General features: G+C 72.7%; 10 protein-coding genes. 4 read left to right on the plus strand and 6 right to left on the minus strand.

From position 1 onward, the window contains the following. The first annotated feature begins 235 nt into the window (after positions 1-235). A complete protein-coding gene (locus DQ392_RS13390; protein ID WP_114015796.1) occupies positions 236-1,216 on the plus strand; it encodes a PAC2 family protein in 981 nt (326 codons plus the stop codon). Positions 1,217-1,319: 103 nt separating this feature from the next. Here the strand turns inward: DQ392_RS13390 and mshC are convergent, their stop codons facing one another. The 4 genes from mshC to DQ392_RS13410 all read right to left on the minus strand — a co-directional run bounded on the left by mshC (position 1,320) and on the right by DQ392_RS13410 (position 4,924). Further along, positions 1,320-2,549 (minus strand): cysteine--1-D-myo-inosityl 2-amino-2-deoxy-alpha-D-glucopyranoside ligase, encoded by a 1,230-nt coding sequence (mshC, locus tag DQ392_RS13395; protein WP_114015797.1) that lies wholly within the window; start codon positions 2,547-2,549, stop codon positions 1,320-1,322. A 67-nt stretch (positions 2,550-2,616) separates the two neighbouring features. Continuing rightward, the gene (locus tag DQ392_RS13400) at positions 2,617-3,591 is read right to left on the minus strand and encodes an SCO1664 family protein (protein ID WP_425470524.1); all 975 of its coding nucleotides are present in this window, start codon (positions 3,589-3,591) and stop codon (positions 2,617-2,619) included. Next, positions 3,555-4,145, minus strand: coding sequence for a DUF3090 domain-containing protein (locus DQ392_RS13405; RefSeq protein WP_114015799.1), 591 nt, complete (start codon positions 4,143-4,145; stop codon positions 3,555-3,557). The genes DQ392_RS13400 and DQ392_RS13405 overlap by 37 nt, the downstream gene beginning before the upstream one ends. A 74-nt stretch (positions 4,146-4,219) precedes the next feature. Beyond that, positions 4,220-4,924 carry a histidine phosphatase family protein gene (locus tag DQ392_RS13410; protein ID WP_114015800.1) on the minus strand — a complete coding sequence of 235 codons (705 nt, stop codon included), beginning with the start codon at positions 4,922-4,924 and terminating at the stop codon, positions 4,220-4,222. A gap of 67 nt (positions 4,925-4,991) precedes the next feature. Between DQ392_RS13410 and corA the strand changes: the two genes are divergently transcribed. Then, positions 4,992-5,984 carry a magnesium/cobalt transporter CorA gene (gene corA / locus DQ392_RS13415; protein ID WP_114015801.1) on the plus strand — a complete coding sequence of 331 codons (993 nt, stop codon included), beginning with the start codon at positions 4,992-4,994 and terminating at the stop codon, positions 5,982-5,984. 115 nt (positions 5,985-6,099) lie between these two features. Here the strand turns inward: corA and DQ392_RS13420 are convergent, their stop codons facing one another. Both DQ392_RS13420 and DQ392_RS13425 read right to left on the minus strand, forming a co-directional pair. Then, the gene (locus tag DQ392_RS13420) at positions 6,100-6,891 is read right to left on the minus strand and encodes a ferritin-like domain-containing protein (protein ID WP_114015802.1); all 792 of its coding nucleotides are present in this window, start codon (positions 6,889-6,891) and stop codon (positions 6,100-6,102) included. Positions 6,892-7,406: 515 nt separating this feature from the next. Then, entirely contained in the window at positions 7,407-8,459 is a 1,053-nt protein-coding gene (locus tag DQ392_RS13425; protein ID WP_114015819.1) for an LLM class F420-dependent oxidoreductase, read from the minus strand. Between the two features lie 85 nt (positions 8,460-8,544). Between DQ392_RS13425 and DQ392_RS13430 the strand changes: the two genes are divergently transcribed. Together DQ392_RS13430 and DQ392_RS13435 are read left to right on the plus strand one after the other, a co-directional pair. Next, on the plus strand, positions 8,545-9,600 hold the full coding sequence (locus DQ392_RS13430) for an aldo/keto reductase (RefSeq protein ID WP_114015803.1): 1,056 nt from the start codon (positions 8,545-8,547) through the stop codon (positions 9,598-9,600). Beyond that, on the plus strand, positions 9,597-10,003 hold a 407-nt coding region (locus tag DQ392_RS13435; RefSeq protein WP_281272982.1), incomplete at its 3' end, for a helix-hairpin-helix domain-containing protein. The genes DQ392_RS13430 and DQ392_RS13435, both read left to right, overlap by 4 nt.

Raw genomic sequence — 10,003 nt, forward strand, 5'->3', positions numbered from 1 at the left:
CCCCGGCGTGCGTCCCGGCCGCCCATGCCCACAGGTCCGATGTGCTGCCGGGAAAGGCGTGGCCGGCCTCGGCGCGCAGCGGTCACGGGCGCCGTGCGGGGGCTGCGGCACAGGCACCGTCACGCCGTAGGCTGGGGCCCGCACGAAGCGCGTCGGCGGCAGCGGGAGCGGCCACCGGCGCGGAGCAGACGGAACGGCACGCCGCACAGGCGAAAGCAGGCTAAGGAGGCGCTGGGTGATCGAGCTGGAGGGGGTTCCCGAGCTGGTCGACCCAGTCATGGTGGCCGCGTTCGAGGGGTGGAACGACGCGGGGGACGCCGCCTCCACGGCGGTGGCACACCTGGAGCGGGAGTGGAAGGGCGAGGTCTTCGCCGCCCTCGACGCGGAGGACTACTACGACTTCCAGGTCAACAGGCCGCAGGTCTTCATGGACGACGGCGTCCGCAAGGTCACCTGGCCCACCACGCGCCTGTCCGTGATCCGCGTCGAGGACTCCGACGGCAAGGGCAAACGGCGCGACCTGGTCCTGGTGCGGGGCATCGAGCCCAGCATGCGGTGGCGCTCCTTCTGCAACGAGATCCTCGGCTTCGCGCACGAACTCGGTGTCGAACTGGTCCTCGTGATGGGGGCGCTGCTCGGCGACACCCCGCACACCCGGCCCGTCCCCGTCACCGCCGTCACCTCCGACCCGGACCTGGCCCGCACCATGAACCTGGAGGAGTCGCGGTACGAGGGCCCGGCGGGCATCGTCGGCATCCTCCAGGAGGCCTGCACCCACGCGGGCGTGCCCGCCGCCAGCCTGTGGGCCGCCGTTCCGCACTACGTCTCCCAGCCGCCCAACCCGAAGGCGACGCTCGCTCTCCTCAACCGCCTGGAGGACATGCTGGGCGTGCGGATCCCGATGGGGGAGCTCGCGGAGGACGCGCGCGCCTGGCAGCTGGGCGTCGACCAGCTCGCCGCGGAGGACAGCGAGGTCGCCGAGTACGTGCAGTCCCTGGAGGAGGCCCGGGACACCGCGGAGCTGCCGGAGGCCTCGGGTGAGGCCATCGCGAAGGAGTTCGAGCGCTACCTGCGCCGGCGCGACGGCGCCCCCGACGGCGGAACCGCGCCGGGCACCGCCCCCTACCGCCGGGAGTCCGGAACACAGCCTCCGCCGCCCAAGCCCGGCGGTGAACCCCCCAGACCTGGCGACAGCGACGAGGACGGCGAGGAGTAGCCCGGCCCCGGCCGCGTGGCCGCGCGGCGGCCCCCGCTCCGAGCGCGGCGGCCCGGCGGTGCCGGTGAAGTGGGCACCGCCGGGCCGCCGGCCGACCGGGACGCTACAGCGCCACACCCAGCAGCGCGTCCACCGTCCGGGAGACGAGGCCGGGGGCTCCCTCGTCCGTGCCGCCCCGGGTGGCCTGCTCCTCGGCCCAGGCGTCCACCGCGGCCAGCGCCGCGGGGCTGTCGAGGTCGTCGGCGAGGGCGACCCGCACGCTCTCCAGCATGTCCTCGGCGGGCGGCCCGTCGGGGCGCGAGACCGCGTCGCGCCACCGCGCGAGACGCTCCTTCGCCTCGTCCAGCACCGCCTGCGTGTACTCCCAGTCGGCACGGTAGTGGTGGGCCAGCAGGGCGAGCCGGATGGCGGCCGGGTCGACGCCGTCCCGCCTCAGCTGGGAGACGAAGACGAGGTTGCCCTTGGACTTGGACATCTTCTCGCCGTTCAGACCGACCATCCCGGCGTGCACGTACGTGCGGGCGAAGGGGAACTCCCCCGTGAGGACCTGTGCGTGCGAGGCGCCCATCTCGTGGTGGGGGAAGGCCAGGTCGGAACCGCCGCCCTGCACGTCGAAGGACATGCCCAGGTGCTCCAGGGCGATGGCCACGCACTCGATGTGCCAGCCGGGGCGCCCGGGGCCGAGGGAGCCGCCGTCCCAGTGGGGCTCGCCCTCGCGGGCCGCCACCCACAGCATCGGGTCGAGCGGGTTCTTCTTGCCGGGCCGCTCGGGGTCGCCGCCGCGCTCGGCGGACAGCAGCCCCATCGTCTCCGCGTCGTAGCGGGAGACCTCGCCGAAGTGGGCGTCGGACTCCACGGAGAAGTAGACATCGCCCTCCAGTTCGTAGGCGGCGCCCATGTCGCGCAGCCGCTCGACCAGCGGAACGATCTTCGGGATGGCTTCCACGGCGCCGACGTAGTCCTTCGGCGGCAGCATCCGAAGAGCTGTCATGTCCTCGCGGAAGAGGGCGGTTTCACGCTCGGCCAGGGCCGTCCAGTCGGTGCCCGTGGCGACGGCCCGCTCCAGGAGTGGATCGTCGACGTCGGTGACGTTCTGTATGTAGTGAACCTGCCGCTTGGTGTCGAGCCACACGCGCTGCACGAGGTCGAACGCGTTGTAGGTCGCCGCGTGCCCCAGGTGTGTGGCGTCATAGGGCGTGATGCCACACACGTAGAGACGGGCAACCGGACCGGGGGCGAGAGCCACCCGGCCACCGGTCGCGGTGTCGTGGATGTCGAGGTCGCGGCCCTGGCCAGGCAGGACGGGGACCTCGGAAGCGGGCCAGGCATGCATACCTTGAGCCTAACCCGGACTGGTGTTCCGTATCCGGCCGGATGCACGCCGTTCGGGCGCCGGGTACCTAGACGGGGGGCCAGGGGATGGCGGGCCAGTCGCCGCTGGGCAGCGGGTGCGCTCCCGAGCTGAGCAGCGCCTCCACCCGCCCCCGCACGGCCTCCACCTCGGCGTCCGTCAGCAGTTCGGCCAGCCGTGCCGCCAGCTCAGCGCCCACGGCCAGCTCACCTGAGAGGGTGCGCAGCGCCTCGACCGCCTCGCCGGTCAGCTCCTCGCCCGCCCAGCCCCACAGGAGGGTGCGCAGCTTGTCGTCGACGTGGAAGGTGACCCCGTGGTCGATGGCGTACAGGGTGCCGTCGGGGCGGGGCAGCAGGTGGCCCCCTTTGCGGTCGCCGTTGTTGATCACCGCGTCCAGGACGGCGAGCCGCCGCAGCGCGGGGTCGTCGGCGTGTACGAGCAGCGCCGTCCTGCCGCCGCCGACATCCGCGAAGCCGACGGCCTTCCAGCCCTCCCCCGGCTCTTGCTCGCCCACCAGCGCGAGCAGTGGCGCGGGGCCTGTCCCGGAGCCGTCCTCCTCGGCGCCGCCCTGCTGGCCGCCGTCCTGGGGAGTGCCGTCCTCGGAGTCGTCCCCGCCCGCGCCCTCAGCGGAACCGGTCTCCGGCGCGTCCGGCGGCTCTCCCACCCACGCCTGGCACATGCCCGTCCCGTAGGGGCCGTCGCGCAGCACCGTCGCCGGTATCAGGTCCCATCCCGTGGCGCGCGAGACCTCGTAGGCGGCCACCTCACGCTGGGCGAGACTGCCGTCGGGGAAGTCCCACAGCGGGCGTTCGCCGGCGACCGGCTTGTAGACGCAGGGAAGGACGATGCCCTCGTGCTCGACCGTGCCGAACAGCACCGCGTTCGACGCCTCGGTGATCTGTCCGCGGACCGTCAGCGTGCCCTGCGCGATCAGCCGCCGGGTCGTCTCGGCGGCCGGCTGCGCCGCACTCCGGGATGCTGTGCCGCTCATTCGCTCCGGCGGTATCCGTTCTGGCGCGGACATACGTGTCCTTCGGGGTCGAGCGGCAGGCTGCACAGGGGGCACGGCGGACGGCCCGCGTTGACGACCTCCATGGCCCGCTTGGCGAAGGCCCGCGCCATGGTGCCGCTGATCCGCACACGGAGCATCGGCGGACCGTTCTCGTCGTCCTGCAACAGCCGTTCCTCGGCGTCGGCGAGATCCTCGTCCTCGCCGGGCTCCAGCTCGACGACGGCCTGCGCCTCCACGACCATGCGCTCACCCTCGCCGTCCCAGGCCAGCGCCATGGTGCCGACCCGGAACTCCTCCTCCACGGGGGAGACCAGCGGCGCGGTGTCGTCGACCTCGGAAGGCGCCACGGCGGGGACGGGAGCGCTGCCGCCGGAGCGCCGCACCACCTCGTCCAGCAGCTCGTCGATCCGTTCGGCGAGCGCTTCGACCTGCGCCTTCTCCAGGGCCACGCTGGTGGTGCGGCCTTGCCCGCTGGCCTGGAGGAAGAAGGTGCGGCGGCCAGGCAGCCCGACGGTACCGGCGACGAACCGGTCCGGCGGGTCGTACAGGAACACCTGACGGGACACGTTCTGCTCCGTTGGATCGACAGCTTGAGTGGCTTCGGACAACCGCACCCTACTGTGCGTACCGATCATCGTGCTCAGGCGCTGCCCCCCACCGTCGCGTTGCCCTGCGAGCCCTCCTCAGGGCCGCTTTCCTCCTCCGTCGGGGCCGGCGGCGCGAGGGAGCCGAGCTCCCCGGTGTCGCCCAGCCGCAGCAGGAACGGGCGCAGCGGCGTGTAGGTGATGGCCGTGGCCGAGCAGGGGCCGACCGATATGCGCTGGAACAGGTCGAGGTGCATGCCGAGCGCGTCGGCGACGATCGACTTGATGACGTCACCGTGCGAACACATCAGGTAGACGGCTCTCGCCCCGTGTTCCGCCTCGATGCGCGCGTTCCAGTCGCGTACGGCCTCCACCGCACGGTGCTGCATGGCGCGCATCGACTCGCCGCCGGGGAACGCCGCGGACGAGGGGTGGCGCTGCACGGTGGCCATGAGGGGCTCGTCGCTCAGCTCGGCGAGCTTGCGCCCCGACCACTGTCCGTAGTCACACTCGTTGACGCGCTCCTCGGTGTGCAGCGGCATCCCGGGGCGGGCTTCGGCCAGTGGGGCGAGGGTGTCCTGACAGCGGCGCAGCGGGCTGCTGACGGCGGCGACCAGGGGCAGCTCGTCGAGCCGGCGCACCAGCCCGGAGGCCTGCCGCTGGCCGTGCTCGTCCAGGGCGACCCCGGGCGTGCGGCCGGCCAGCAGCCCCTCGGTGTTGGCCGTCGACCTGCCGTGACGTACGAGGATGAGCGTGGGCATGCCGCAACCCTAAGCGAGTCCGCCCGGATGCGGCTGCCCGGTTGTGGAGCGGCCTGTGCGCGGGACAATGCGAGAGGTGATCGTCGACTGCGCGCTCTACCGGCACGGGCACAGGACCGAGCAGCCGGAGGACTTCTCCGCCGCTTTGCACCGGGCCCGCTCCTTCGACGACGCGTTCTTGTGGGTCGGCCTGCACGAGCCGACGGAGGAGGAGTTCGCCCGTATCACCCGCGATTTCGGGCTGCATCCGCTGGCGGTGGAGGACTCCCTGCACGCCCACCAGCGGCCGAAGCTGGAGGTGTACGCGGACTCGCTGTTCCTGGTGCTCAAGCCGGTCGCGTACGACGACGAGGCCGCCACCCTGAGCACGGGCGAGCTGATGGTGTTCGTGGGCGACTCCTTCGTGCTGACCGTCCGGCACGGCGGGGCGAACCCGCTCGGTTCGGTCCGCAGGCGCCTGGAGGAGGACCCCGAGGTGCTGCGGCACGGCCCCACGGCGGTGATGTACGCGGTCAGCGACACCGTCGTCGACCACTACCTCGACGTCGCCGCCGCGCTCCACGAGGACCTGGACGAGCTGGAGGCCGCCGTCTTCGCCAAGGAGGCGCGGCTCGGCGCGGTCACGGCCGGGCGGATCTACGAGTTCAAACGCCGCGCCCTGGAGTTCCGCAGAGCCACCATGCCGCTGACCGACCCGGTCACCCGGCTGACGGGCGCGGGGCTGCCGTTCGTGCACAGGGACTCGCGGCTGTTCTTCCGCGACGTGGCCGACCACCTCTCGCGGGTCAACGAGCAGGTGGAGTCCATCGACCGGCTGCTGACGGACATCCTCTCGGCGTACCTGGCGCAGATGGGCGTGCGCCAGAACGACGACATGCGCAAGATCTCGGCCTGGGCGGCGATGTTCGCCGTACCGACGGCCATCGCCGGGGTGTACGGCATGAACTTCGACCACATGCCGGAGCTGCACTGGGTGTGGGGCTACCCGGCGACGATCCTGCTGATGGTCGCCATCTGCGTGGTGCTGTTCCGCATCTTCAAGCGCAGGGACTGGTTCTGAGCCGGCGCGGCACGGGGCCACTCGGGGTGGCCGCTTCAGGTGGCCGCTCCGGAGGGGGCGGGAGGTGGTGGCGCGTCCCCCGGGCCCCCGCGCCGGGCCGTCCGGCCCCGGCGCCTCAGGCGAACTCGACGGCCGCCTCCGCCCGGCCCGTACCCAGCGCGTCGCGCCGCTCGGGCATCCGCAGGCGGACCATGCGCCGCCAGCCGCCCAGCCGCTCGTAGACGTACCGGCCGTGGATGCCCAGCGCGACAAGCGTGTACCTGGCGCGTGACCAGCCCAGGATGCGCGCCATCCGGCTCATCACCGCGAGACCGACGTCGCGGTAGACCGTGATCTCCGCCATGGCGCTCTCCCGCAGCAGCGTGTGGATGGCGCGGCCGTGCCCGGCGCGGGCCAGCCGGAGCAGCTCCTCGTGGCAGTAGGCGAGGTGGTTGTCCTCGTCCCGGGAGATCATGGCGACCGCGCGGCCGAGGTCCGGACGGTCGCCCGCCACCTTCACCAACAGGGCCATCTCCTCGGCGGCCCGCTGCTCGGTGACCCGGCTGTGCGCGAGGTAGGCGAGCACGTCCCGCTCGGTCAGCGGCTCCTCGCGGCGCAGCTTCTCGTGGGCCAGGCCGATGCCCAGCCCTTCGAGGATCATCGTGTAGTCGGTGTCGTCGGGGATCTCGGCCGCCTCCAGCCCCCGTTTGTTCAGCAGCGCCATGAAGATCCGGCCGTGCTTGTCCTCGTCCGCACCGTGCCGGGCGATCTTCGGCGCGAGAGAGCGCTGGGTCTCGGGGACGAGCGCGGCGATACGGCCGTTCTCCCAGCCGCCCTGCGCCTCACCACTGGCGGCGATGGAACAGAAGAGCCGGAAGGACTCGTCGTTGTCGAGGATTTCCGTGAACAGACTCCTGGCCGAGAGCATCGCTGCCACCTCCGTGCGCGAGATCCCACAAAGCACGACATTTGCAAGGAACGAGTCAAATGCCACGCACGCTTCGGGGCAACAGATGCTGAGCCGTTCTGCGCAGAACGCATCAGACGCGCTCGACCCGGCGCGTAACCTCGCGTCCACCGCGTAACCGCGCGGACGGACCGGCGTTGTGCTGCGTGACGGCCGTGGCGGGGATGACCCCCGAGCCCCCACCACGGCCGCGAACACCTGACGGCGGACTGCACCGCGAACGCGGTACGGCGCCGTAGCCCGTACGGGCCGCGCCCCCGTACGGGCCGCGCCGCCCCTACGCGCCCGTGACCTCCGTACGGGCCGGCGACCTCCCTGCCGGATGGCCCGGGACGTCCGGTGCGGTGTGTCCGAGGGGACGCCGGGAGGTCCGGGGAGTCCGTGGGGCGGCCCCTAGGTCGTGTCTTCAAAGTCCCGCCTGCCTGGCGGCGCCTGGCACGCCCTCCGGGCGGACGCCGCTACTTTGAAGACACTCCCTAGGAGGCCAGCCCCGCCAGCTCCAGGGCCTCGACGCCGGCCCGGAGCGCGGCCAGCCTCTCGTCCAGCGTGAACCCCGCGGGGGCCAGCGACAGCGTCGTCACCCCGGCGTCCGCGTAGGCCCGCATCCGCTCGGCGATGCGCTCCTTGGGGCCGATCAGCGTGGTGGAGTCGATCAGGTCGCGCGGAATGGCGGCGGCGGCCCCCTCCTTGTCGCCGGCCAGGTACTTGTCCTGAATCTCGGCGGCCTCGTCCGCGTAGCCCATGCGCTGGGCGAGCTTGTTGTAGAAGTTCTGCTTGCGGCTGCCCATGCCGCCCACGTACAGCGCGGTGTAGGGGCGGAAGAGGCCGGCCAGCGCGTCGATGTCGTCGCCCAGCGCCATCGGAACAGTGGGGCACACGTCGAAGCCGTCCATGCTCTTGCCGGCCTTCTCGCGGCCCGCCCGCAGGTGCTGGAGCGTCGTCTCCTCGGCGTGCTCCGGGGAGAAGAAGACCAGCAGCGCGCCGTTGGCGATCTCGCCGGTCTGCTCCAGGTTCCTGGGCCCGATCGCGGCGATGTAGAGCGGGATCTCCTCCCGCTCGGGGTGGACGGTCAGCTTGATGGGCTTGCCGGGGCCGCCGGGCAGCGGAAGCGTCCAGTGCTCGCCCTCGTGGGTCAGCCGTTCGCGGGACATCGCCTTACGGATGATCTCCACGTACTCGCGGGTGCGGGCGAGCGGCTTGTCGAACTTCACCCCGTACCAGCCCTCCGAGACCTGCGGTCCCGAGACGCCGAGGCCGAGGCGGAAACGGCCGCCGGAGAGGGAGTCGAGCGTCGCGGCCGTCATGGCGGTCATGGCCGGGGTCCGCGCGGGGATCTGGAAGATGCCGGAGGCCACGTCGATCCGCTCGGTCTGGGCCGCCACCCAGGTGAGCACGGTCGCGGCGTCCGACCCGTAGGCCTCGGCCGCCCAGCACACGTCGTAGCCGAGCCGGTCGGCCTCCTTGGCGACGGCCAGGTTGTCCGCATCCATCCCGGCGCCCCAGTAGCCGAGGTTGATGCCCAGTCGCATCCCCATCCGCACCCAACTCCCTACTGATCAGTAATGTCCCGTACCCCACGGACTCTAACGCCCACCACAACTACGCTCAACGCCCATGGAGCTAAGGCACCTCGGCCGCACTGGCCTGCGCGTATCCCGGATCGGACTCGGCACCCTCAGCTGGGCGCGGGGCAGCGGCGGGCCCTCGGGCAGCGGCGGGGCGCACAGCGGCCGCGAGGAGTCGGGCGAGAGCCACGAACAGCACGTGCGCAACGCCGCCGACCAGCTCAAGGCGTTCTGGGAGGCGGGCGGCACCCTCGTGGACACCGCCGACGTGTACGGCGACGGAGAGGCCGAGTACCTGCTGGGGCGGATGGTGCGCGACCTGGTGCCGCGCCGGGACCTGGTCATCGCCACCAAGGCCGGCAGTGTCCCGGAACCCGACCGCCGCTTCGACTGCTCGCGCGGCCACCTCCTCGCCGCGCTCGACGCCTCACTGGAGCGGCTCGGCACCGACCACGTGGACCTGTGGCAGGTGCACGCGTGGGACCCCTGCACACCGCTTGAGGAGACGCTCCAGGCGCTGGACACCGCCGTGGCCAGCGGGCGCGCCCGCTACGCCGGGGTGTCGAACTTCTCGGGCTGGCAGCTGGCCAAGGCGGGCACCTGGCAGCTGGCGGCGCCGGGCGTACGGCACCGGCTGGCCAGTACCCAGATGGAGTACTCGCTGCTGCAACGCGGCGTCGAACGCGAGGTGCTGCCCGCGGCGCTCGACCTCGGCATCGGCCTGCTGCCCTCCTCACCACTGGGCCGCGGGGTGCTCACCGCCAAGTACCGGCAGCCAGGACCCCCGCCCCCGGGATCGCGCGGCGCCTCGGAGCGGCTGGCGCCGTTCGTCGAGCCGTACCTGGACGAGACCGCGGGGCGGATCGTGGACGCGGTGGCGACGGCGGCGGACGGGCTCGCGCTGCCCCCGCACCAGGTGGCGCTCGCGTGGGTCCGCGACCGGCCGGGCGTGACGGCGCCGATCGTCGGCGCGCGCACGTCGCAGCAGCTCGCGGAGGCGTTGTCAGTGGAGGGCCTTAGTCTTCCTGGTGAAATTCGCGCGGCGCTGGACGACGTCTCGGCGCCCGTGCACCGCTACCCCGACCAGGACTGGAGCGAGCTGTGAGCAACGATCGGACAGCCGAACTCCTCGCCGCCGTCCGCGCGGTGGAGAGCGGCGAGCGCTCCGCCGACTCCTTCTTCACCGAGCGGAAGCAGCCCGCCTCCCCGGCCCGCAGGCCGGCGCCCGGCGGCGCACAGGGCCGCGCGGACGCCGGGAGCGTACCGGCGGGGCGCGCCCCGGCCGGCTCGGCCGCGCCACGTCCCGCGCACGGGGAGGGCCGGGTCGTGGTCCCTGAGGAGGTGCGGGCCCTGCTGGCGGAAGGCGGCGCGCCCGAGTCCCTGGCCCCGCGCGTGGTCGAGGCCCTCGGCGAGGGCGCCGCCGAAGTGCTGCGTGCCGACCCGTGGCAGCTGCTCGCGGTCGCGGGGGTGCGGCCCGAACAGGCCGACGGATTCGCCCGCGCCCTCCT

Source organism: Streptomyces reniochalinae, assembly GCF_003323735.1.
GTDB lineage: Bacteria > Actinomycetota > Actinomycetes > Streptomycetales > Streptomycetaceae > Streptomyces > Streptomyces reniochalinae.

What these genes read in the sequence shown, in the direction of transcription:
- mshC (WP_114015797.1), bottom strand. Translation starts at nt 2,549, where the DNA reads ATGCATGCCTGGCCCGCTTCCGAGGTCCCCGTCCTGCCTGGCCAGGGC.
- DQ392_RS13400 (WP_425470524.1), bottom strand. Translation starts at nt 3,591, where the DNA reads ATGTCCGCGCCAGAACGGATACCGCCGGAGCGAATGAGCGGCACAGCA.
- DQ392_RS13410 (WP_114015800.1), bottom strand. Translation starts at nt 4,924, where the DNA reads ATGCCCACGCTCATCCTCGTACGTCACGGCAGGTCGACGGCCAACACC.
- corA (WP_114015801.1), top strand. Translation starts at nt 4,992, where the DNA reads ATGCGAGAGGTGATCGTCGACTGCGCGCTCTACCGGCACGGGCACAGG.
- DQ392_RS13420 (WP_114015802.1), bottom strand. Translation starts at nt 6,891, where the DNA reads ATGCTCTCGGCCAGGAGTCTGTTCACGGAAATCCTCGACAACGACGAG.
- DQ392_RS13425 (WP_114015819.1), bottom strand. Translation starts at nt 8,459, where the DNA reads ATGCGACTGGGCATCAACCTCGGCTACTGGGGCGCCGGGATGGATGCG.
- DQ392_RS13430 (WP_114015803.1), top strand. Translation starts at nt 8,545, where the DNA reads ATGGAGCTAAGGCACCTCGGCCGCACTGGCCTGCGCGTATCCCGGATC.